The organism is Microbacterium sp. AC145, assembly GCF_979258505.1.
Genome location: NZ_OZ409859.1, coordinates 1,991,937 through 2,014,480 on the forward strand (window position 1 = coordinate 1,991,937; position 22,544 = coordinate 2,014,480).

The 22,544-nt window shown below is 67.3% G+C and carries 24 protein-coding genes; 12 read left to right on the plus strand and 12 right to left on the minus strand.

Features of this window, described 5'->3' with window-relative positions; all coding sequences use genetic code 11:
• The first annotated feature begins 19 nt into the window (after nucleotides 1-19).
• Nucleotides 20-613 carry an exonuclease domain-containing protein gene (locus ACZZZN_RS09760; RefSeq protein WP_463504961.1) on the plus strand — a complete coding sequence of 198 codons (594 nt, stop codon included), beginning with the start codon at nucleotides 20-22 and terminating at the stop codon, nucleotides 611-613.
• 46 nt (nucleotides 614-659) lie between these two features.
• Complete coding sequence (locus tag ACZZZN_RS09765) at nucleotides 660-1,922, plus strand: DNA recombination protein RmuC (RefSeq protein ID WP_463504962.1); 1,263 nt, start codon at nucleotides 660-662, stop codon at nucleotides 1,920-1,922.
• Here the strand turns inward: ACZZZN_RS09765 and ACZZZN_RS09770 are convergent, their stop codons facing one another.
• Together ACZZZN_RS09770 and glpX are read right to left on the minus strand one after the other, a co-directional pair.
• Entirely contained in the window at nucleotides 1,923-2,222 is a 300-nt protein-coding gene (locus ACZZZN_RS09770; protein WP_463504963.1) for a hypothetical protein, read from the minus strand.
• A gap of 158 nt (nucleotides 2,223-2,380) precedes the next feature.
• Nucleotides 2,381-3,367 carry a class II fructose-bisphosphatase gene (gene glpX, locus ACZZZN_RS09775; RefSeq protein ID WP_463504964.1) on the minus strand — a complete coding sequence of 329 codons (987 nt, stop codon included), beginning with the start codon at nucleotides 3,365-3,367 and terminating at the stop codon, nucleotides 2,381-2,383.
• A 183-nt stretch (nucleotides 3,368-3,550) separates the two neighbouring features.
• Between glpX and fbaA the strand changes: the two genes are divergently transcribed.
• Nucleotides 3,551-4,579: a class II fructose-bisphosphate aldolase gene (gene fbaA / locus ACZZZN_RS09780; RefSeq protein WP_463504965.1), complete on the plus strand. Its 1,029-nt coding sequence runs from the start codon at nucleotides 3,551-3,553 to the stop codon at nucleotides 4,577-4,579.
• Nucleotides 4,580-4,642: 63 nt separating this feature from the next.
• Here fbaA and ACZZZN_RS09785 read toward each other — a convergent pair whose 3' ends face one another.
• From ACZZZN_RS09785 to ACZZZN_RS09795, 3 genes are all read right to left on the minus strand, one after another.
• Nucleotides 4,643-5,170 carry a DUF6264 family protein gene (locus ACZZZN_RS09785; RefSeq protein ID WP_463504966.1) on the minus strand — a complete coding sequence of 176 codons (528 nt, stop codon included), beginning with the start codon at nucleotides 5,168-5,170 and terminating at the stop codon, nucleotides 4,643-4,645.
• Nucleotides 5,171-5,419: 249 nt separating this feature from the next.
• Nucleotides 5,420-6,220 carry an IclR family transcriptional regulator gene (locus ACZZZN_RS09790; RefSeq protein WP_463504967.1) on the minus strand — a complete coding sequence of 267 codons (801 nt, stop codon included), beginning with the start codon at nucleotides 6,218-6,220 and terminating at the stop codon, nucleotides 5,420-5,422.
• Between the two features lie 2 nt (nucleotides 6,221-6,222).
• On the minus strand, nucleotides 6,223-7,266 hold the full coding sequence (locus ACZZZN_RS09795) for a 4-hydroxy-3-methylbut-2-enyl diphosphate reductase (protein WP_463506577.1): 1,044 nt from the start codon (nucleotides 7,264-7,266) through the stop codon (nucleotides 6,223-6,225).
• An 89-nt stretch (nucleotides 7,267-7,355) separates the two neighbouring features.
• Here ACZZZN_RS09795 and xseA point away from each other — a divergent pair, with 89 nt between their 5' ends.
• From xseA to ACZZZN_RS09825, 6 genes are all read left to right on the plus strand, one after another.
• Complete coding sequence (gene xseA / locus ACZZZN_RS09800) at nucleotides 7,356-8,648, plus strand: exodeoxyribonuclease VII large subunit (RefSeq protein WP_463504968.1); 1,293 nt, start codon at nucleotides 7,356-7,358, stop codon at nucleotides 8,646-8,648.
• A gap of 31 nt (nucleotides 8,649-8,679) precedes the next feature.
• Nucleotides 8,680-8,919 (plus strand): exodeoxyribonuclease VII small subunit, encoded by a 240-nt coding sequence (locus tag ACZZZN_RS09805; protein WP_463504969.1) that lies wholly within the window; start codon nucleotides 8,680-8,682, stop codon nucleotides 8,917-8,919.
• A complete protein-coding gene (locus ACZZZN_RS09810; protein ID WP_463504970.1) occupies nucleotides 8,916-9,554 on the plus strand; it encodes a DUF4245 family protein in 639 nt (212 codons plus the stop codon). The genes ACZZZN_RS09805 and ACZZZN_RS09810 overlap by 4 nt, the downstream gene beginning before the upstream one ends.
• A 5-nt stretch (nucleotides 9,555-9,559) precedes the next feature.
• Complete coding sequence (locus ACZZZN_RS09815) at nucleotides 9,560-10,210, plus strand: carbonic anhydrase (protein WP_463504971.1); 651 nt, start codon at nucleotides 9,560-9,562, stop codon at nucleotides 10,208-10,210.
• 80 nt (nucleotides 10,211-10,290) lie between these two features.
• Entirely contained in the window at nucleotides 10,291-11,706 is a 1,416-nt protein-coding gene (locus ACZZZN_RS09820; protein WP_463504972.1) for a class II fumarate hydratase, read from the plus strand.
• Between the two features lie 209 nt (nucleotides 11,707-11,915).
• The gene (locus ACZZZN_RS09825) at nucleotides 11,916-12,752 is read left to right on the plus strand and encodes a DUF559 domain-containing protein (RefSeq protein ID WP_463504973.1); all 837 of its coding nucleotides are present in this window, start codon (nucleotides 11,916-11,918) and stop codon (nucleotides 12,750-12,752) included.
• A gap of 147 nt (nucleotides 12,753-12,899) precedes the next feature.
• Here the strand turns inward: ACZZZN_RS09825 and ACZZZN_RS09830 are convergent, their stop codons facing one another.
• From ACZZZN_RS09830 to ACZZZN_RS09845, 4 genes are all read right to left on the minus strand, one after another.
• On the minus strand, nucleotides 12,900-13,106 hold the full coding sequence (locus tag ACZZZN_RS09830) for a YbdD/YjiX family protein (protein WP_463504974.1): 207 nt from the start codon (nucleotides 13,104-13,106) through the stop codon (nucleotides 12,900-12,902).
• Entirely contained in the window at nucleotides 13,106-15,337 is a 2,232-nt protein-coding gene (locus ACZZZN_RS09835) for a carbon starvation CstA family protein (RefSeq protein ID WP_463504975.1), read from the minus strand. The genes ACZZZN_RS09830 and ACZZZN_RS09835 overlap by 1 nt, the downstream gene beginning before the upstream one ends.
• Nucleotides 15,338-15,476: 139 nt before the next feature.
• A complete protein-coding gene (locus tag ACZZZN_RS09840) occupies nucleotides 15,477-16,769 on the minus strand; it encodes a PhoH family protein (RefSeq protein ID WP_463506578.1) in 1,293 nt (430 codons plus the stop codon).
• 292 nt (nucleotides 16,770-17,061) lie between these two features.
• The gene (locus ACZZZN_RS09845) at nucleotides 17,062-17,841 is read right to left on the minus strand and encodes an isoprenyl transferase (protein ID WP_463506579.1); all 780 of its coding nucleotides are present in this window, start codon (nucleotides 17,839-17,841) and stop codon (nucleotides 17,062-17,064) included.
• A gap of 145 nt (nucleotides 17,842-17,986) precedes the next feature.
• Here ACZZZN_RS09845 and trhA point away from each other — a divergent pair, with 145 nt between their 5' ends.
• On the plus strand, nucleotides 17,987-18,667 hold the full coding sequence (gene trhA, locus ACZZZN_RS09850) for a PAQR family membrane homeostasis protein TrhA (protein WP_463506580.1): 681 nt from the start codon (nucleotides 17,987-17,989) through the stop codon (nucleotides 18,665-18,667).
• A gap of 16 nt (nucleotides 18,668-18,683) precedes the next feature.
• On the opposite strand, the gene ACZZZN_RS09855 is transcribed toward trhA, so the two are convergent.
• The gene (locus ACZZZN_RS09855) at nucleotides 18,684-18,968 is read right to left on the minus strand and encodes a hypothetical protein (protein ID WP_463504976.1); all 285 of its coding nucleotides are present in this window, start codon (nucleotides 18,966-18,968) and stop codon (nucleotides 18,684-18,686) included.
• A gap of 69 nt (nucleotides 18,969-19,037) precedes the next feature.
• Between ACZZZN_RS09855 and ACZZZN_RS09860 the strand changes: the two genes are divergently transcribed.
• Both ACZZZN_RS09860 and greA read left to right on the plus strand, forming a co-directional pair.
• The gene (locus tag ACZZZN_RS09860; protein WP_463504977.1) at nucleotides 19,038-19,424 is read left to right on the plus strand and encodes a DUF4307 domain-containing protein; all 387 of its coding nucleotides are present in this window, start codon (nucleotides 19,038-19,040) and stop codon (nucleotides 19,422-19,424) included.
• A gap of 96 nt (nucleotides 19,425-19,520) precedes the next feature.
• Nucleotides 19,521-20,009 (plus strand): transcription elongation factor GreA, encoded by a 489-nt coding sequence (greA, locus tag ACZZZN_RS09865; RefSeq protein WP_167946493.1) that lies wholly within the window; start codon nucleotides 19,521-19,523, stop codon nucleotides 20,007-20,009.
• Nucleotides 20,010-20,086: 77 nt separating this feature from the next.
• On the opposite strand, the gene ilvA is transcribed toward greA, so the two are convergent.
• Nucleotides 20,087-21,316, minus strand: a complete 1,230-nt coding sequence (ilvA, locus tag ACZZZN_RS09870) for a threonine ammonia-lyase (RefSeq protein ID WP_463504978.1) — start codon at nucleotides 21,314-21,316, stop codon at nucleotides 20,087-20,089.
• On the minus strand, nucleotides 21,313-22,509 hold the full coding sequence (locus tag ACZZZN_RS09875; protein ID WP_463504979.1) for an AI-2E family transporter: 1,197 nt from the start codon (nucleotides 22,507-22,509) through the stop codon (nucleotides 21,313-21,315). The genes ilvA and ACZZZN_RS09875 overlap by 4 nt, the downstream gene beginning before the upstream one ends.
• Between the last annotated feature and the right edge of the window lie 35 nt (nucleotides 22,510-22,544).

Here is a 22,544-nt window from a genome sequence, read left to right on the forward strand (position 1 = left end):
GTCGGGAGAGAGTGGAAAGGTGCCATTGGATTTCACCGCGATCGACTTCGAGACGGCGAACTCCAGTCCCGCCTCGGCCTGCTCCGTCGGACTGGTCAGAGTGCGCGACGGTCAGGTCGTCGCCAGCGCAGGATGGCTGATCCAGCCGCCCGAGGGTCACGACGAGTTCCAGGAGTGGAACGTCCGCATCCACGGCATCCGCGCCCAGGACGTTCTCACGGCCGCCACCTGGTCAGACCAGTTCGATCGCCTGTGTGCCTTCGCCGGGGCGGACGTTCTGGTGGCGCACAACGCCGGATTCGATCTCAACGTGCTGCGCCGCGCTTCCGAGGCCACGGGCGGCGATTGCCCACCGTACCGCTCGCTGTGCAGCCTGCAGGTGGCCCGCAAGACCTACGACCTCGATTCCTACCGCCTTCCCAAGGCAGCCGAGGCAGCCGGTTTCACCGGATTCTCGCACCACGATGCGCTCGCGGATGCGCTCGCCTGCGCACACATCGTCATCGACGCCGCGCGTCGGATCGGCGCCACGGACGTGTTCGAGCTGGCCGGCGCATTGAGCATTCGAGTGACCGAGCCGGTCCCGGCCACACCGGAGCGCGCGGTCGCCTGATCCCCGCGTCCCCGGGATGTCCGTGGCCCCGGGCATCATGGACCCCATGGATGCTCTGACGATCGCTCTCCTGCTGGCGGCACTGCTGATCGGTGCCTGCGCGGGGTGGTTCCTCCGCGCGGGGCGCGGCGGCGCCGATCTCGCTCGCGCTCAGGCTGAGCTCGCGGCCGCACGCGACGATCGAGACCGGCAGTACGACCTGTATCGCGACGCCGTGGAGCACGCGCGACACGAGCAGCGCGCCGAGGCGCAGCGCGTGCAGCAGCAGAACGCAGTGCTCACAGCCCTCGCGCCGGTGCGCGAGAGCCTGCAGCTCATGCAGCAGAAGGTCGCTGCGATCGAGCAGGAGCGGCACTCCCAGTTCGGCTCGCTCGCCGAGCAGCTGCGTCGAGCACAGGAGTCGGACGAGGCGCTCCGGGCGACCACCGAGTCCCTGGCCGGCGCGCTACGCTCCACCGCGACCCGCGGTGTGTGGGGCGAGACCCAGCTGCGCCGCGTCGTCGAGGCCGCGGGCCTGACCCGGCACGTCGACTTCGATCTGCAGTCGACCATCTCGTCGGATCGCGGCCAGGGCCGCCCCGACATGGTCGTGCGACTCGCGGGCGGAGCCTCGATCGCCGTCGACGCGAAAGTGCCGCTCGACGCGTACCTCGAGGCATCCGCGCTGCCGATCGGCGACGCGCACGAGGCCCAGCGACGGGTGCACATGCAGAAGCACGTGAAGGCCGTGAGGGCACACGTCGATGCACTCGCCAAGAAGGCGTACTGGACGGGACTCGACGCGAGCCCCGAGTTCGTGATCTGCTTCCTGCCGAGCGAGTCGTTGCTCGCCGCCGCGATCGACGAAGACCCCACGCTGCTGGACTACGCCTTCGGCAAGCGCGTCGCCCTCGCATCGCCGGTCAATCTCTGGGCCGTCCTGAAGACCGTCGCGTACACCTGGACACAGCAGGAGGTCTCGACCGAGGCGAGAGCGCTGTTGAACCTCGGCACCCAGCTGTACGACCGCCTCGGCGTTCTCGCGGGGCACGCCGACGATCTCCGCCGCGCGCTGGAGCGCACCGTCGACAGCTACAACCGGTTCGCCGGCTCACTCGAAAGCCGCGTTCTCGTGACCGCGCGCCAGTTTCCGGGGATCGATCCTTCCGCCCTCGAGACGGCTCCCCCCGCGATCACGGCGCAACCCCGACGCTTCACGGCCGCAGAACTCATCGACAGCGGAGTCGAGTCAGGCGACACGAGCGAATCAGTATCGCCACTCCACGCTGACGTCGGCGAGGTGAGATCCCGACTGCAGGGAGGCGAGTGATCAGGCGATACCGGGGACGCCGCTGAGCAGCAGGATCACCAGACCGCTCGTCACGACGAACGCCCCGATCATCCACCACGCGCTGAGCTCATGGCCCTCATCACGACGAACGCGGAACAGAACGTCCGCTCGCCGCGCCGGGTCCGTCACCGCAGCGGTCTTGGCCACGGGCGACACCGGAGTGCCGGTCGCGAGGGGCACTCCTGCCTCGTCCACGTTGACCCGCAGGATGCGGCCGGTGGCCGTCGTCACGATCTTGGTCGGGGCGGCTTTGGAGCCACTCGTGTGCTGCGTTGTCATCGGTCTGCCCTCCTGTGCCTGCGGTGCCTGTCGGCTCCGTCGACGGCGACAAATCCAGTGACAATTGTGACACGTGTGGTCGAGAAAGCTCGGCTCAGCACCCCGAGAGGCGGTACCGGGTCGGTAACGATGCCCGTCCCGGCATCACACGGAGAGAGTCAGAGCCACTTGGAGACGAGGTGCTCGGAGGCGATCCTGCGCAGTGTCCCCGACGCTCCGCGCAGCACGACGCTCTCCGTGTAGATGTATCCGTTCTCACGGCGCACGCCGTCGACGAGCTGCCCGTCTGTGACACCCGTCGCGACGAAGATCGTGTTGTCTCCGCGCACCAGGTCATTCGCTTCGTACACCCTGTCCATGTCGAGTCCGGCGTCGATGCCGCGCTGGCGCTCGTCATCGTCGCGGGGCCACAAGCGTCCCTGGATGTGGCCGCCGAGCGCCTTGATGGCACACGCGGTCACGATTCCCTCCGGGCTGCCGCCCACCCCGACGCACATGTCTGTGCGAGCAGCGTGACGCGCCGCGTTGATGCCGCCGGCGACGTCGCCGTCGCTCATGAGACGCGTGCCGGCGCCGGCCTCCCTGATCTCCTGGATCAGCTTCTCGTGACGCGGACGGTTGAGCACCGAGACCACGATCTCGTCGACGGGCTTGCCGAGCGCGCCGGCGAGCTTGCGAATGTTCTCGCCGATGGGCAGACGGATGTCGACGACACCGACGCCCGCCGGGCCCGTCACGAGCTTGTCCATGTAGAAGACGCTGGAGGCATCGAGCATCGACCCGCGATCGGAGACCGCGATCACCGAGAGCGCATTCTGGCGCCCCGCGGCAGTCAGCGACGTGCCGTCGATCGGGTCGACCGCGATGTCGCACTGCGGCCCGGTGCCGGTACCGACGACCTCGCCGTTGAAGAGCATCGGCGCGTTGTCCTTCTCGCCCTCGCCGATCACCACGCGCCCCTGGAATGCGACGGTGCCGAGAAAAGCCCGCATGGCATCGACGGCAGCACCGTCGGCCGCCTCTTTGGCTCCCCGCCCGATGAAGGGCACGGCGCGGATCGCAGCCGCCTCGGTCGCACGCACCAGCTCCATTGCGAGATTTCGGTCGGGACGCAGGGGGCTCAGATCGGCCGTCAGACTCACCATGCGGTCAGCCTAGCCACGAACCGTCGTCGATTCCCCGGTTTTCGCGCTTCCGTGCACGAAGGAATCGCGTTTCTTAACGCGAGCGTATCTGGGGCACGCCCGTCGGGAGGCCGCGACCAGCATCCGCCCACGCTCCCCGATAGAGTGACAGCTGTCCCGGCTTCACCTATCGCAGGAGTTCTCATGCCCGTCGCCACCCCGGATCAGTACGCCGAAATGCTCGACCGCGCGAAGGCCGGCGGCTTCGCGTACCCCGCATTCAACGTCTCGAGCTCGCAGACGATCAACTCCGTCCTGCAGGGCCTCACCGAGGCCGGCTCCGACGGCATCATCCAGGTCACCACCGGTGGCGCCGACTACTTCGCGGGCCACACGGTCAAGGCACGCGCGACGGGTGCCCTCGCATTCGCGCGTTACGCCACCGAGGTCGCCAAGAACTACCCCGTCACTGTCGCGCTGCACACCGACCACTGCCCGAAGGATGCCCTCGCCGGCTTCGTCGAGCCGCTGATCTCGGCATCCGAAGAAGAGGTGAAGGCCGGCCGCAACCCGATCTTCCAGTCGCACATGTGGGACGGCTCTGCCGTGCCGCTCGCCGAGAACATCGAGATCGCCAAGGATCTCCTCCCCCGCATGAAGAACATCAACGCCATCCTCGAGGTCGAGATCGGCGTCGTCGGCGGCGAGGAGGACGGAGTCGCTCACGAAGGATCGAACGACGCGCTCTACACGACCTTCGCCGACGTGGACCAGGCAGTGCAGGCACTCGGCCTCGGCGAGCAGGGTCGCTACATCGCGGCTCTCACGTTCGGCAACGTCCACGGCGTCTACAAGCCCGGCGGCGTCAAGCTGCGCCCCGAGCTCCTCGGCGAGATCCAGCAGCAGGTCGCCGCGAAGTACAACACGGGCGCGAAGCCGCTCGACCTCGTCTTCCACGGCGGATCCGGCTCGACCGACGAGGAGATCGCCCTCGCGGTCGCCAACGGTGTCATCAAGATGAACATCGACACCGACACCCAGTACGCGTACACCCGCGCGATCGCCGACTACATGTTCAAGAACTACGACGGCGTGCTGAAGGTCGACGGCGAGGTCGGCAACAAGAAGCAGTACGACCCCCGCGCCTGGGGCAAGGTCGCCGAGACCGCGATGGCCGCACGCGTGGCCGAGTCGACCCGCCAGCTCGGCTCGTACGGTCAGTCGAAGAGCTGACAGACGCCTGAATGCGATGGAGCCCCTGGCCGGTAGGTCAGGGGCTCCATCGCATTCAGTGTGTCACTGGAGTGCTGACGAGCTCAGGAAGCTGACGAACGCCGGGTCTCCCATCATCGGGATCGCGACGCAGATCGATGCCAGGACAGTGGTGACCGCTGCACCGGCGATGGGAAGCCACCAGGTGGTCTTTCCGCCGCGCAGTCGACGGACCGAGAGATAGGCCGTCGCCGACCAGCCCACCGCCAGCACGATCGCGGCGACCGTGCCCCAGAGTCGACCCTGCGCATAGTTCGTGAATTCACCGTCGATACCGAGGATGCTCATGACCTCGTTCATCGCGGTGGAGAAGTCGAGATATGACAGCCCAGTCATGACGACGTTCACCAGGCCGTATGCCAGGAGGGCGATCGTGATGAACCGATCGACCGGCCGGCTCTGTCGCGGCGGCTCCGCAGCAGCGGTGACGGGGCGCAGCGACGACGGGTCGACACGCTCGGGCGTCTCCTCCACGATGGGCGGCAGGCCCGCCGCCCTGCGCTGCTCTTCGAGTGTCGCGATCTCGCCGTACTGCGGCCGTTGGTCCGTCATTCCAGCATGCTAGTCCGACCGGCAGTGGAACCCTCTCAGAGAGGCCTCCGAAAATGATGGCGGCCCCGGAGAAGTGGGGACCTCTCGGGGCCGCGGACGACAGTGCTGGGGACACTCGCCATCCAAGCTGGCGAGAAACGCTGGGGACGTCCTCTCGCCGGTAGCGCCGTTTGCACAGACGACTACCCTTCAAAGATAGGAAGCTGCGCGCCCGCCCGCCAGACCGATTCTTCAGATAGTGAACCGAGGTCAGATATCGACGTGGGTGCCGGGGACGGTCGCGCGGACACCGCCCAGAGCATCCGCGCCCAGCTGAAGCGACAGCCGACGGGCGGTCCGCTGAAGCGTCACGATGAGCGAGTCATCGACGACCGCTCGATCGGTGGGGAGCGAGATCGCCAGCGAGGCGGCGACGCCCGGCGCGATCACGGGCACGGCGACGCAGGAGTTGCCGATCGAGTACTCCTCCCGATCCACGGCGAATCCCTTCGAGTGCTCGAGTTGGGTCAGGAGCGTGCGCCGGTCGCTGATCGTGCGCGGTGTGAGCTCCTCCAGTCGATGGCGGGAGAGGTAGTCGAGACGCTCATCGCAGGTCAGGTCCGTGAGGATCTGCTTGCCGAGGGCGGTCGCGTGGGCACTGGAATCCATGCCCACCCACAACTCGATCCGAGGGCTGCGCACCGCGTCGACGATGTCGACGAGGTGCATCTCACCGTCGCTGTAGCGCGAGAGGTACGCGGTCGCACCCACCTCGTCCGTGACCTGCCGCAGAGCCGCGCGCACCCTGGCGAGGAACACGCCCCGCGCGTCGATCTGGGTACTGAAGCCCGGAAACCGCTCGCCGAGCACCAGCCCATCGGGCTCGCTGGCCAGGTAGCCCTCGTGGATCAGCGTGCGGCTGAGGTTGTACGTGGTGCCCGGTGTCAGACCGGTGATGGCGGCCAGAGCCTTGACCGGCAGCGGACGAGCCGAGTTCGCGACGATGTCGACGAGTCGCAGTGCTCGCTGCACAGACCCGATCAGGGTGGGTTCCGCCTCGGAGGCGGTCACCGTCAGGCGCTTCCGCCGGAAGCGCGTCCTCCCAGAGCGCGGGCGTCCCGCTGGCCCGACGAGTCCTGACGGAGTTCCTTCGGCAGCGAGAACATCAGGTCCTCTTCCGCGGTCTTGACCTCTTCGACGTCCTGGTATCCGGCACCGGCGAGCGCGTCGAGCACCTCACGGACCAGCACTTCGGGAACGGATGCACCGCTGGTGACACCGACCGTCGCGACACCGTCGAGCCACTCCTGCTTGACCTCTTCGGCATAGTCCACGCGATACGCGGCCTTCGCACCGTACTCGAGTGCGACCTCGACCAGGCGCACGCTGTTGGAGGAGTTCGACGATCCGACGACGATCACCAGCTCGGCGTTCGCCGCGATCTTCTTGATCGCGACCTGGCGGTTCTGCGTCGCGTAGCAGATGTCATCCGACGGCGGGTTCTGCAGATCGGGGAAGCGCGTGCGCAGGCGATTGACCGTCTCCATCGTCTCGTCGACCGACAGGGTCGTCTGCGACAGCCACACGACCTTCGACGGATCCTTCACCTGCACCGTGTCGGCCTCAGCCGGGGAGTTCACGACGGTGACATGCTCAGGGGCCTCACCGGCCGTTCCCTCGACCTCCTCGTGGCCGTCGTGGCCGATGAGCAGGATCTCGAAGTCATCTCGCGCGAAGCGCACGGCCTCGCGGTGCACCTTGGTGACGAGAGGGCAGGTCGCGTCGATCGCGTGCAGACCGCGTTCCGAGGCGGCATCGACCACGGCGGGTGAGACTCCGTGTGCGCTGAAGACGACGTGTGCTCCCTCGGGGACCTCGTCGACCTCCTCGACGAAGATCGCGCCCTTGTCTTCGAGCTCGGTCACGACGTGGATGTTGTGCACGATCTGCTTGCGCACGTACACCGGAGCACCGTACCGCTCGAGCGCCTTCTCGACGGCGACGACAGCGCGATCCACACCGGCGCAGTACCCGCGCGGAGCGGCGAGGAGAACACGCTTGTTCCCGACGACCGGGTTATCCTGAAGCCGCCCGGCAGCCGCGCGGACTCGAGGGATACGCGGCACGGGGAGATGAACGGCAGTCGAAGTCACTCCTCGATTCTACTGCCGACAACCTGAGCAGGAGCGGAAGGTGCACTGAACGGATGACGGTCTTCGAAGCGTCGACCAAGGCGGGCGAGACCCCACCGGCCGATGCCGTCGCCCCGCGCGACTCCTCCGCCGATGCACCGACGTCGGTCGCGCGACTGAACGGGACGATCCGCGACTTCGTCGCCCGCTGGAACACCGTGTGGGTCGAGGGCGAGATCACATCGTGGAACGTCCGCGGCGGGAACATCTTCGCCCGTCTCAAGGACACCCGGTCCGATGCGCAGATATCGATCAGGATCTGGTCGAGCGTTCGCCCGCGGATACCCGACGATCTGGCCGTCGGAGACCATGTGGTGGCAGCGGTCAAGGCCGACTACTTCGTCAAGGCAGGCGACTTCAGCTTCACCGTCTCCGCGATGAAGCACGTCGGGCTCGGCGATCAGCTCGAACGCCTCGAGAAGCTCCGCCTCCGACTTCGCCAGGAAGGCCTGTTCGATTCCGCACGCAAGAAGCGGCTCCCGTTCCTGCCCCACGTGATCGGACTGATCACGGGCGAGCGCTCGGATGCCGAGAAAGACGTGCACCGCAACGCGGAGCTGCGCTGGCCGCAGGTGAGGTTCCGCACCGAGTACGCAGCCGTCCAGGGCGACCGCTGCGTTCCCGACACTCTCGCAGCCCTCGCCCGACTCGATGCAGACCCCGAGGTCGACGTGATCATCATCGCGCGCGGAGGTGGGGACCCGCAGACGCTCCTCGGATTCAGCGATGAGCGCCTCGTGCGGGCTGTCGCGGCAGCATCCACCCCCGTCGTCAGCGCGATCGGGCATGAGAACGACCATCCGCTGCTCGACGACGTCGCAGACCTTCGCGCCTCGACCCCGACGGATGCCGCGAAGCGGGTCGTCCCCGACGTCAGCGAGCAACGCGCGCTCATCGCTCAGCTGCGGTCCCGCGCGACCACCAGACTCACGCAGCGTCTGTCGCATGACATCGCGCAGCTGGAGCAGCTGCGTTCGCGCCCGGCGCTGCGGTCACCTGACCCGATCATCGAGTCGAGATCGCAGGACGTCTGGCTGCTGGTGTCCCGAGGGCGCGACTCGATCGCGCGACAGCACGAGGCGGCCGGCCGCGCGACGAGCGAGCTGCGAGCATCGCTTCGAGCGCTCTCCCCCGCCGCCACCCTCGCTCGCGGCTATGCGATCGCGCACCTCGACGGGGGCGTGATCCTCCGTGACGCCTCCGACGCACCGGCCGGCAGCCTGCTCACCGTCACGGTGGATCGGGGTTCGGTGGCTGCCCGCTCCGAAGGCGAGATCGCTGAGGACGGGGACGCCCGCTCCGCGTGAGCCCCGCCCGCGCACCGCGTAGGATGGAGGGGTGAGTGCGCTGAACGACACCCCTGTGGACACGCTGTCGTTCGAGGCCGCTCGGGACGAGCTCGTGAAGGTCGTGTCCGAGCTCGAGCAGGGCTCTCCGACTCTCGAGCAGTCGCTCGCTCTCTGGGAGCGCGGCGAGGCATTGGCCGCCCGATGCGAAGAATGGCTCCTCGGCGCGAAGCGCCGTCTCGAGGCCGCACGCGCTTCAGCATCCGAGAGCTCCGACGAGGTCGATTCGTGAACAAGCCCGCCCCCATCGTCGCCGAGCTCGGACGCCCCGAGACCGCCGAGGAGACCGCCGCCCGCAAGGCCGCCTCGAGCAAGGCGTATCGCTCGAGTCAAACCGTGCGCAGCCTGGTCGCCGCGCTCATCGTGACCCTCGCCATCGTCCTGGTGATCGTGCTCATCGTCCCCCGCGGCGAGCCCGCGAGCGCGCCGAGCGTCGACATGGTCGGCATCGCCGCCGACGTGGAGTCCACGATGGACAGTCCGGTGATCGTGCCAGACCTCGGCGACTTCTGGCGCGTGAACGCGGCAGAACTCACCAGCGGAGCGACGGTGGTCTGGGACGTCACTCTCGCCCCGGCAGCCGAAGACGAGCGCGGCTTCATCAGGCTGGCGCAGGCGTTCGACACGGATTCCTCGTGGGCGCCGCAGCGTCTGAACGGCACAGCCCCCACCGATACGGCGTCGATCGGCGGTCTCGAGTGGGACGTCTACAAGCTGGGCGACGCGGACGCGAACCAGAACGTCACCCACGCGATAGGCACCCAGGCGGGTGACGACTACCTGCTCCTCTACGGCTCTCGCTCGGCCGATTCGACCGCCGAACTCGCTGAGTCCCTCGTCCCCCAGATCCGCGAACTCTCGGAGTAGCACTCATGACAGACACGCTCACGCCCGCCGCCGCCTGGAAGCAGATGCAGGAGGGCAACCAGCGATTCGTCGACGACGCTCCCCGACACCCGAATCAGGACGTCGCGCGCCGCAAGCACCTCGCTGAGGCGCAGCACCCTGTCGCGACGCTGTTCGGATGCTCGGACTCGCGTCTCGCGGCCGAGATCATCTTCGACCTCGGCCTCGGCGACCTGTTCGTGGTCCGCAACGCCGGCCAGGTGATCGGCGAGTCGATCGTCGCGAGTCTCGAGTACGCCGTCGCCGTGCTCGATGTGCCGCTGATCGTCGTGCTCGCCCACGACTCGTGCGGCGCCGTGCGGGCTGCGATCGACGGGACGGCGATCGATGCCGCCCCTCTGCCGCCTCACATCTGGAAGCTCATCGCGCCGATCGTCCCCGCGGCACGCAAGGTGCTCGCCGAGACCGGCGGCACCACGGTCGACGAGATCGACGCCGAGCTCGTCGGCCAGGAGCACCTGCGCAACACGGTCAGGGACCTGCTGCAGTCATCCGAGGTGATCTCGCAGGCTGTCAGCGACGGCCGGCTCGGCATCGTCGGCGCCAACTACCGCCTGGCCGAGGGCACCGCGGTGCCCGTCATCACGGTCGGGATCGACACCGACGCAACCGACTGAGCCGGAATCGACTCAGCCCACATCGACTCAGCCAGAATCGACACCGAGGGGCACGACCCCGCAACCAAGGAGGGTTCGGAATGACCGACCAGCACAGCGGCGCAGACTCGCAGGACTACCGCATCGAGCACGACACCATGGGCGAGGTGCGGGTTCCCGCGAACGCGCTGTATGGCGCACAGACGCAGCGCGCCGTCGAGAACTTCCCGATCTCGGGCAAGGGCCTCGAATCGACGCAGATCGCTGCACTCGCACGCATCAAGAAGGCTGCAGCGCTCGCCAACAAGGAGCTGGGAACGCTCGACGGTGCGATCGCCGACGCGATCGCACAGGCTGCCGACCAGGTGGCCTCCGGCGCACATGACGGCGAGTTCCCCGTCGACACGTACCAGACGGGTTCCGGCACGTCGTCGAACATGAACATGAACGAGGTGCTCGCGACCCTCGCCACGCGCATCCTCGGGGCGAACGTGCACCCGAACGATCACGTGAACGCCTCACAGTCGTCGAACGACGTGTTCCCGACCTCCGTGCACATCGCCGTCACCCAGGCGCTCATCGACACGCTCATCCCCGCACTCGACCACCTGGCCGTCGCCTTCGAGGCGAAGGCGGAGCTGTGGAAGGACGCCGTGAAGTCCGGCCGCACGCACCTCATGGACGCCACCCCGGTGACCCTCGGCCAGGAGTTCGGCGGCTACGCGCGTCAGATGCGTCTCGGCATCGAGCGCGTGCAGTCGGCTCTCCCCCGCGTCGCCGAGGTCCCGCTCGGTGGCACCGCGACCGGCACCGGCATCAACACGCCGCTCGGCTTCCCGCAGAAGGTCATCGAGCTTCTCGCCGCCGAGACCGAGCTTCCGATCACCGAGGCGAAGGATCACTTCGAGGCACAGGCCAACCGTGACGGCCTCGTCGAGGCATCCGGCGCGCTGCGCACCATCGCAGTGTCACTGACCAAGATCAACAACGACCTGCGCTGGATGGGATCCGGGCCCAACACCGGGCTCGGCGAACTGCACATCCCCGATCTGCAGCCCGGGTCGTCGATTATGCCCGGCAAGGTCAACCCGGTCGTCCCCGAAGCTGTTCTGATGGTGTGCGCTCGCGTGATCGGCAACGACGCGACCGTCGCCTGGGCCGGAGCATCCGGATCGTTCGAGCTCAACGTCGCCATCCCTGTCATGGGCACGGCGGTTCTCGAGTCGATCCGTCTGCTCGCGAACGCCTCGCGCGTGCTCGCCGACAAGACCGTCGATGGACTGCAGGCGAACCTCGACCGTGCCGCGGCATTCGCCGGCATGAGCCCGTCGATCGTCACCCCGCTCAACAAGCTCATCGGCTACGAGGCTGCAGCGAAGATCGCCAAGCACTCGGTCGCGAAGGGCATCACCGTGCGTGACGCCGTGATCGACCTCGGATACGTCGAGCGCGGCGACCTGACGCTCGAGCAGCTCGACGAGAAGCTCGACCTGTTGTCGATGACCCACCCGGGTTGATCGCGAGCCGGTTCCACCACTTCGGGGGCCGACACACCGAACGCCGAGCGCAGGAGGCCTTCCTGTTCGGCATCCGGTGTGTCGGCCCCCGAAGTGTGTGACAGCACACTGTTCCTGCGACGTCGTGAAAGCCGACGGCTTCTGCACCGATGTCGGCGTAGCACCCCCACGTCACGTCGTGACGCCTGCGACCCTGCCACGCTGCGGGGATGCTCGACCCACGAATCACCCTCGATCGCCTCGGCGGTCTCGCTCGCGGAACGCACCTCCAGCGGCACGGCATCGACCGCCCCTCCCTCGCGAGAGCTGTGCGGGCAGGACGCATCGCCCGTATCCGTCCCGGACTGTTCGCCTCGCCGACGCTCCCCGACGCACTCCGACGTGCCGCCTCACACGGCGGCGCTCTCACCTGCAGCGCGGCGCTGCGTCATCACGGCGTGTGGGTCCTCGCAGACGCGGATCGCGTGCATGTCTGGATCGGTCGACGCGGACGGACGTATGACCACGGCGGATGCCGATGCCGCAGCCATTTCTTCCACGGGACCGTGCCCCTCGGAGTCGTCGACGTCGAGACGGCTCTCATCCACCTGTTCCGTTGCGAGGGCGAGGAATCGTTCTTCGCCTCATTCGAATCCGCTCTGCAGCGTCGAGCCCTGACACACGCCGCACGCCTCCGGATCCGCGCGGCTCTCCCGGCATCCGCACGGTGGCTCTTCGACCTCGCGCACGACGATTCGGAGAGCGGGCTCGAATCGATCCTCCGCCTGAGGCTTCACCTGCTCGGCATCGTCCTCGCTGCTCAGGTCACCATCGACGGCGTCGGTCGTGTCGACTTCGTCGTCGCCGGGCGGCTCATTCTCGAGGTCGACGGACGCGAGAACCACGCCGGTCACGATCATCGACACAAAGACCTGGTCCGGGATGCCGAGGCATCGGCACGGGGGTATGAGACCCTGCGCTTCGACTACGCACAGGTCATCCACGACTGGCCCTCCGTGCAGTCCGCCGTCATGGCGGCCCTCCGCCGCGCAGATGACCTGGGCTGACCGCATTTCACGGTCCCACACGTCCCATGCCTCCCGCGTCGCTGCTCACTATGGGGGCCGACACACCAGATGTCGACTGCGGCAGCCCGCGAAGCGCGGCGCCTGGCGTGTCGGCCCCCGAGGTGTTCCGAGGGCCGGATCGCGAGGTCAGCAGCAGCGGGCCCCAGGGTCGGCATCCTGTTGGGCATAGTGCGCACGCCAGAACTCGCGCTCCGTGAGCGGCTGTCGCTCGGGATGCCGCTCCCGCTCGTGCGCGACGTACGCCGTGTATCGGGACTGGCCCGTCACCCCGTTCACGTACCAGGCGACCGCGTTCCAGACCCGACGTGCCGCGTCAGCCACCACGGCGCCCATCAGTGCCCCCTTGTCGGCTGGGCGGACGGGGGCAATGCGTTCCACTCCTTCTCGACCGCGCGTTCCTCCGAAGACGCGATGAGACCGGCCGGCGCGAAACGATGCGACGGGACCTCCGGATCCTCGTGATCGATGACAGGCCCCGGGCGCACGGCCTGGATGACCTTGATGAGCGAGATGGTGATGACGATCACCGACAGCACCAGGAATGTGACCGACAGGATGCCCTGGATCATCGTGTTTCGCACCACCGCCTCCATCGCAGCGACGCTGGTGGCCGTACCGAACGACGTCTCTCCCGCCGCGAGAGCGTCTCTGAAAGCGATATGGTTCGCGAAGTAGCCGACCTGCGGCACGGTCGAGAAGATCTTCTGCAACGACGCCGTCACCGTGACGACGGTCACGAACGCCAGCGGCAGCGCGACGACCCACAGGACCTTGAACGTGCGTCTGCGCGCCACGATCGTGAGCACCACCGCGAGAGCGATCGCCGCGAGCAGCTGGTTGGCGATGCCGAACAGCGGGAAGAGCGTGTTGATGCCACCGAGCGGGTCGGTGACCCCCATGATCAGCACCGCGCCCCACCCTGCGACCATCACGGCGGTGCAGATCCACGCCCCCGCACGCCACGACGTGTCTTTGAAACGAGGGATGACGTTGCCCACCGAGTCCTGGAGCATGAAGCGCGCGACGCGGGTGCCCGCATCCACGGCCGTCAGGATGAACAGCGCCTCGAACATGATCGCGAAGTGATACCAGAACGCCATCATCCCGGTGCCGCCGATCCACTGCTGCATGATGTGTGCGAGGCCCAGAGCGAGTGTGGGCGCACCACCGGTACGGGAGACGATCGATTCCTCACCCACCGCCTCCGCCGTGCTCGTGAGCATCTCGGGCGTCAGGTTCACCCCGGTCAATCCGAGACTGTTGACGAACGCCACCGCGCCCTCGACGGTACCGAGCGTCGCCGCCGGCGAAGAGTTCATGGCGAAGTACAGGCCCCGGTCGATGGAGATCGCGGCGACGAGCGCCATGATCGCGACGAACGACTCCATGAGCATCCCGCCGTAGCCGATGAAGCGGGTCTGCTTCTCCTTCTCGATCATCTTCGGCGTCGTGCCGGACGCGATGAGAGCGTGGAACCCGCTCAGCGCCCCGCAGGCGATCGTCACGAAGAGGAACGGGAAGAGAGCTCCTGCCCAGACCGGCCCGGTCTCACCCGAGGCGAACTCGCTGAAGGCCGGGACGGTGATCTCGGGACGCACGAAGAGGATCGCGACGGCCAGCGCCACGATCACCCCGATCTTCATGAAGGTCGAGAGGTAGTCGCGCGGAGCCAGCAGCATCCAGACCGGAAGCACAGCGGCGATGAACCCGTAGATGATGATGCCCCAGGCGATCGTCGTCCGATCGAGCGTGAAGATCGCCTGGCCCCAGTCGGTCTCCGCGACCATGCCTCCGCCGATGATCGCTGCCATGAGGAGCACGAATCCGATGATCGACACCTCGGTGATCTTGCCCGGCCGGATCCACCGCAGGTACGCGCCCATGAACAGGGCGATCGGGATCGTCATCGCCACCGAGAAGACTCCCCAGGGGCTCTCACCGAGGGCATTGACGACCACGAGCGCGAGGATCGCCGTGATGATGATCATGATGAGCAGTGTCGCGATGATCGCGGCCGTACCGCCGAATCGGCCGAGCTCGTCACGCGCCATCTGGCCGAGCGAGCGTCCGCCTCGCCGCATCGAGAAGAACATCACGAGGTAGTCCTGCACAGCGCCGGCCAGCACGACGCCGACGATGATCCAGATGGTGCCCGGAAGGTAACCCATCTGTGCGGCGAGCACCGGTCCCACGAGAGGCCCGGCACCGGCGATCGCGGCGAAGTGATGACCGAACAGCACTCGCCGGTCGGTGGCGACGTAGTCCTTGCCGTCTGCCTTGTACTCGGCGGGGGTCGCCCGCCTGTCGTTCGGCTTGACGAGGTTGCGCTCGATGAACTTCGAGTAGAAGCGGTAGAACACGAGGTAGGTGCAGACCGCCGCGAACACGAACCAGATCGCGTTCACCGTCTCGCCCCGGACGATCGCGAGCATCGTCCAGGCGACGCCTCCCAGCAGCGCGATCGCCACCCACAGCACGATCTTCAGCGGTGTCCACCGCGGTTTCTCATCCACCGCCACAGGTGGCAGCCGGTCGTCTTCGACGGTCTTCGTCGCATCACTCATCGCGCATCACTCCATCGTCTGCGGTTGATGCCCCGAGCATAATCCGGGCGTCGGCGAGAGGGAACGCGGATCGCCGTGGCGTGTCCCGGACATGCGAGAGCGGATGCCGCGAAGCCACGGCATCCGCTCTCGTCGGGTGTCAGCTGAGCTCTCCGCCTTCGAGAAGCTCGGTCACGAGGGCTGCGATGGCCGAGCGCTCGGAACGCATCAACGTCACGTGGGCGAACAGGTCATGTCCCTTGAGCGTCTCGATCACGCTGGCGATGCCGTCGTGGCGGCCGACGCGGAGGTTGTCACGCTGACCGACGTCGTGGGTCAGGATCACTCTGGAGTTCTGCCCCATGCGGCTGAGGACGGTCAGCAACACGTTGCGCTCGAGCGACTGCGCCTCGTCGACGATCACGAAAGCGTCGTGCAGCGATCGACCGCGGATGTGGGTGAGCGGAAGCACCTCGAGGATGCCCCGTTCGACCACCTCTTCCATGACATTGCCTGAGACCACCGAGCCGAGAGTGTCGAACACCGCCTGGCCCCACGGCCCCATCTTCTCGCCCTGATCGCCGGGGAGGTAGCCGAGCTCCTGCCCGCCGACGGCGAACAGCGGACGGAAGACGATGATCTTCTTCTGCTGCTGCCGCTCGAGCACCGCCTCGAGTCCGGCGCAGAGTGCGAGTGCCGACTTTCCGGTTCCTGCTCGTCCGCCGAGCGAGACGATGCCGACGTCGGGGTCGGTCAGCAGGTCGATGGCGATACGCTGCTCGGCCGAGCGACCGTGCATCCCGAAGATGTCGCGGTCGCCGCGCACCAGTCGGTACTCGCCGTCGCCGGTCATCCGGCCGAGCGCCGAACCACGCTCCGAGTGGATGATGAGTCCGGTGTTGACCGGAAGCCCTCGAGCCTCCTCGCTGATGCCGACCTCGCTCTCATAGAGATCACTGATCTCGTCTCCCGAGAGGTCGAGGGTCGCGATACCGGTCCACCCGGAGTCCACCGCCTGCTCCGCGAGGTATTCCTCTGCCCGCAGACCGAGCGACGCCGCCTTCACGCGCATCGGGAGGTCCTTCGAGACGATGGTGACGTCCTGACCATCCTGCGCGAGATGCATCGCGACCGACAGGATCCGGGTGTCGTTGTCACTGAGCCGGATTCCGGCGGGGAGCACCGAGGCGTCGGTGTTGGCGAGCTCGACGCGGAGCGTGCCGCCTTCGCCGACCTCGACCGGGAAGTCGAGCCGTCCGTGCTCGACACGCAGGTCATCGAGATGACGCAGCGCCTGGCGGGCGAAGTAGCCGATCTCCGGATCGTGGCGCTTGCCTTCGAGCTCGCTGATGACCACGACGGGAATCACCACGGAGTGCTCGGCGAACCGGAAGAACGCCTGCGGATCGCTGAGGAGGACCGACGTGTCGAGCACATACGTGCGGAGATCCAGATCCGCCGATCCTCCTCGTGTCGCCTCACGGCTGGAATGCTGGGCGGTGCTGGACTGCTGGGCGGTGCTGAACTGCTGCGCTGTACGTGAGGTCACGACCCACTCCCGACCCGGGGAATCCCGGTTATTCGAACAAGTCGACCAGGGGGTCACGAGTCGCTTACCTGAGGCCGACCCGACGGGCACCTTGCCCGATGCCTCGAAGCTACGACCAGCCGCCGACATTTGACGAACTCGACACGCCACGAGTTCGTTACGTGTTGGTTAACGCGGGGTGGCGTCGTCGTCGAGTTCAGCGCCCATAGCGGCGATCGCGATCGGCGAAGTCTCGGATCGCACGCAGGAAATCGACCTGACGCAGATCCGGGCCGAGAGCCTCGACGAAGTAGAACTCGCTGTGCGCGCTCTGCCAGAGCAGGAAGTCACTCAGCCGCTGCTCGCCGCTCGTGCGGATCACGAGGTCGGGGTCGGGCTGCCCACCCGTGTAGAGGTGCTCGCCGATCATGTCAGGCGTGAGGTGCGCGGCGAGATCCTCGATCGTTCCACCCGATGCCTGGTGTGCGGTGACGATGCTGCGCACCGCGTCGACGATCTCGTTGCGTCCGCCGTACCCGACCGCGAGGTTCACGTGGAGTCCGGTGTGGTCGCGCGTGCGCTCCTGGGCGTCGTCGAGGACCCTGGCGAGTTCCGGAGGAAGGATGTCTGATCGACCGACGTGCTTGACACGCCAGTTCGCCTCGCGCGACAGTGCCTCCGCGAGCTCCGCGATGATCTCGATGAGGTCGGCGAGCTCGGCCGAATCACGCTTTCGCAGGTTGTCGCTCGACAGCAGGTAGAGAGACACCACACGGATGCCGAGTTCGTCGCACCATCCGAGGAACTCCTGCATCTTCGCCGCACCGGCGCGATGCCCCTCCGCGGGTGTCGCGTACCCCAGCTGCCTGGCCCAACGACGATTGCCGTCGATCATCATGGCGACGTGGTGGGGCACGGACGTCGGGTCGAGATGGCGGCGCAGCCTGCTGGTGTAAAGCCGGTACAGCGGCCCCCGCCCCTGCCCGTCGCGTGTCATCACCTCCCTACGCTATCGTGCCGTGGCTTTGGCGACAGTGGTCTGACGCTCAGGATATGTACGCCGACGGGGATGGGCTCCCGCATAGAGTGTTGGCGTGAGCACACCCGACTCCACTGCACCCGACGTCCCCCAGCTGCCCCTCATGGAGGAGGCGGCGCATGACGCAGCCGTCGACATCAAGCCCACGTGGCGCGGATGGCTGCACGCGGCGACGTTCCCTGTCGCGATCGTCGCCGGCATCGTGCTCATCACGGTCGCGCAGGGGGGCGCCGCCAAATGGGCATCCGCGGTCTTCATGGCCTCGTCGTTGCTGCTCTTCGGGAATTCGGCGCTCTATCACCGGATCGACTGGAGTCCGAAGGTCAAGATGATCCTCAAGCGGATCGACCATGCGAACATCCTGCTTCTGATCGCGGGAACGTACACTCCCCTCGCCGTGCTCGCCCTGCCGCCGGGGAAGGGCGCACTGCTCCTCGTCTTCGTGTGGAGCGGCGCGCTGCTCGGCATCCTGTTCCGGGTGTTCTGGATCAACGCACCGCGATGGCTGTACGTCGCGCTGTATCTGCTGCTGGGATGGGCGGCAGTGATGTACCTCGCGGACCTCTTCGTCGCGAACGCGACCATGATGGCGCTCGTCATCATCGGCGGCCTGCTCTATACCGGCGGCGCCGTCGTCTACGCGCTCAAGAAGCCCAACCCGTGGCCCGGCCACTTCGGCTTCCACGAGATCTTCCACCTGTGCACGGTGCTCGCGTTCCTGTGCCACTGGACCGCTTGCCTGCTCATCGCGCTGGAGCCGCTGTCGCCATCGCTCGGAGCCTGATCGCCGCAGCGCGCGATCAGCGCTTCTCGGGCTCGTCGTCGCCTTCGCGGACGATCGGGAGGTCGGCATCGGTCTCCGTCGCCTCGTCGGCCTTGAGCGCGGCCTCTTCCGCGTCGAGTTCCTCACGGACCTCCTCGCGGTAGCGCACGCGGCGGATGCGTCGGTTCATGTCGAGGATCAGCAGGATCACCGCGATCAGCACGACGACGACGGCGGCGAACCCCACGAAGCCGGGGGTGACGAGCTCCGGAGCCACCGTCATCGAGGGCGTCGGCATCGGGGTCTCGGTCAGAGCGAGCATGGAATCTGCCTTTCACGCACAGGTCGCATAACCTGTAATCACCAGCCTAACGACCGGAAGACCCCCCTTGTGACGACCGCACAGCAGCTCGACGAACGCTATGGCCGCACCCGGCGACGGAGATGGCCCTGGATCGTGCTGATCCTGGCCGCTGCCGCACTGGTCGGAGCCCTCGGATGGAGCGTGGTGTCGGCGCAGCTGAACTCCGTCGACGCCGACGACCTCGGGTTCGACCTGATCGACGAGCACAGCGTCGAGGTGCGCTTCCAGGTGACCGGCGTGCAGGGAAAGGATGTGGGCTGTGTCGTCGAGGCGCTCGACGAGGAGTTCGGCGTCGTGGGGTGGAAAGTGATCGAGATCCCGGCCGGCGACAGTCACTCCCAGACCTTCTCGGCGACGGTGCCGACCGTCGGCGAGGCCACGACAGGTTTGGTGAAGGCCTGCTGGGTCGCCTAGACTCTAGGCAGACAGATGACGCCCTGGCACCGTGCCGGGGCGTCTTGGCATATCCCCCGCGGAACGCCGGCGGGTGACTAACGAAGGAGCTTCGTCATGTCTACTGACGCTCAGGTTCCCTTCCTCACGCAGGAAGCCTACGACCGACTCGTCGCCGAGCTGGAGCACCTCTCCACGACGGGGCGCGACGAGATCGCGAAGCGCATCGAAGCGGCACGCGAAGAGGGCGACCTCAAGGAGAACGGCGGCTACCACGCTGCCAAGGACGAGCAGGGCAAGCAGGAGGCGCGCATCCGCACCCTCGAGAACCTTCTCAAGACGGCCAAGGTCGGCGAAGCGCCCGCGAGTCGTGGCATCGTCGAGCCCGGCACCGTCGTGACCGCGGTGGTCGCGGGCGGCGAAGAGGTCTTCCTCCTCGGCAGCCGCGAGATAGCCGTGGGTAGCGACCTGGATGTGTACAGCGAGGCCAGCCCCCTCGGCCAGGCGATCCTCGGGCTCAAGGTCGGCGAGAAGTCGTCGTACGAGGCTCCGAACGGCCGCGCGATCTCGGTCGAGATCGTGAACGTCGAGACGTACACGGGCTGACTCCCCGATCGATGCGAAGAGGCCCCGTCCAGTCGGACGGGGCCTCTTCGCATCTCCGGCGTGGTCGCTCGGCCCGGTCAGTCAGGGACGATCATCGGCTCGAAGCCTGCGCGACGAAGGGTGTCGAGCGTGTGCTCGGAGTGCTCGGCTCCACGCGTCTCGACACTGAGCTCGAGGATGACCTCGCTGATCTGGAGGCCGTGTCCGTGGCGCGTGTGCATGGCCTCGATCACGTTGGCGCCGGCTTCGGCGATGAGCTCTGAGACCCGAGCGAGCTGACCCGGACGATCGGGCAGCGGGATCCGGATCGTGAGGTAACGGCCTGATGCCGCGAGGCCGTGCGAGACCACGCGCTGCAGCAGGAGCGGGTCGATGTTGCCGCCCGACAGCACGGCCATCGTGGTTCCCGTCGCCGAGACCTTGCCGGCGAGGATCGCCGCGACTCCCGCAGCTCCCGCAGGCTCGACGACGACCTTCGCCTGCTCGAGCAGGATCAGGATCGCCCGCGCGAGGTCGTCGTCGGAGACCGTGACGACCTCGTCGACGAGATCTTTGATGATGTCGAAGGGGATCGCGCCGGGGCGCGCCACGAGGATGCCGTCGGCGATGGTCGGTCTGGTCTCGATGTCCACCGGGTGCCCGGCGTCGAGCGAGGGCGGCACAGCCGCCGCGTTCTCGGCCTGCACACCGATGATGCGCACGGATCTGCCGAGCTGTGCGGCACGGGCCTTGACCGCTGCCGCGACGCCGGCGATGAGGCCCCCTCCGCCGATCCCCAGGACGATGGTGTCGACCTCGGGTGCGTCTTCGAGCAGTTCGAGTCCGAGCGTGCCCTGGCCGACCACCACATCGCGGTGGTCGAACGGGTGGATGAGCATCGCTCCGGTCCGCTCGGAGAACTCAGAGGCGAGGCGGAGCGAGGTTGCGACGGTCTCGCCCTCGAGTACGACCTCGGCACCGTACCCACGCGTGGCGAGGAGCTTGGGCACCGGCACCCCGATGGGCATGAAGATCGTGGCGGGGATGCCGAGGGCCTGAGCGGCAAGGGCGACGCCCTGCGCGTGGTTGCCCGCGGATGCCGCGACCACGCCGCGAGAGCGCTCCTCAGCACTCAGGCGCGACAGACGGTAGGCCGCGCCGCGGATCTTGAACGACCCTGTGCGCTGCAGGTTCTCCATCTTGAGCAGGACCGGGGCGCCGAGGACGTCGGACAGAGCTCGTGAGGGAAGGGTCGGCGTATGCGTGATCACCTCAGCCAGACTCTGAGCAGCGCTCTCGAACTCGGTCAGGCTGGGGACTGCGCTCATCGATTCCTCCGTCTTGGTTCGCGCGGAACCGTACTCCAGATTAGGTCTGCGTTCGGCACGTCGCCTGTCTTCCAAGACCCTGTGCTGACGGTGACCGCGGCGACGTTGACGAACGCCGCGAGCGGCACGGCGAACAGGGCGCCGGGGATGCCTCCCACCATCGATCCGCCGGCGACGACCAGCACGACGGCGAGCGGGTGCACCTTGACCGCCGACCCCATCAGGATCGGCTGCAGGATGTGACCCTCGAGCTGCTGCACGCCGAGGACGACCGCCAGCATCGCGAGCGCGATCCACGGACCGTTGTAGACGAGGGCGAGCAGCACGGCGATCGCACCGGTCACGACGGCACCGACGATCGGGACGAACGAGCCGAGGAACACCAGCACAGCGACAGGGATGGCGAGCGGAACGCCGAGCAGTGCGGCCCCCACTCCGATGCCGACCGCATCGATCGCGGCGACGAGCAGCTGCGTGCGCGCATAGTTGACGATCGTGGCGAAGCCGTTGCTCGCGGCCGCGTCCGCGGCCGGGCGTGCGGCGCGGGGGAAGAGACGCAGGGTCCATCGCCAGATTCCTCGTCCGTCAGCCAGCAGGCAGATGAGGATGAAGAGCGACAGCACGGCGCCGGTCACGACGTGAGCGGCGGTGGTGCCGACCGCGAGGGCCCCGTTGAGCAGTGCCTGCGTCTGTTCGTTGATGATCTGCAGGCCCTGGTCGATGTAGTCCTGGATCTGCGTCTCGCTGAGGTGCAGCGGTCCGGTGAGGAGGAACTGACGGAACTCCTCGATCGCCTTCGAGCTGCGCTCCTGCACATCTGGCAGCTGCGCTCGCACCTGCCAGATCACGAGCCAGAGCAGCAGCGAGACGATCGCGAGCGTTCCGATGATCGAGAGGGTGACCGCGAGCCACCGGGGGAAGCGGTGGCGCAGCATCCACTGCATCGCAGGCCAGAGAAGTGCAGTGATGAGGATGCCGACCATGAGCGGGATGACGAGGAGCTTGAGCTCGATCACGAGCCAGATGATCCCCGCGACGGCCGCCGCGATCAGCAGCAGTCGCCACGAGTAGGCGGCGGTGATGCGCAACCCGAAGGGCACGGCCGCGTCGGCCTCGGCGGGCGCGGTGCTCGCTGAGGATGCCGCGCGCGGACGGAAGAGATCCCTCAGCCGTGGACGCTGCTCTTCGCTCATCGCCCAAGTCTACGGCGCGGCCGCCGACGGTCAGG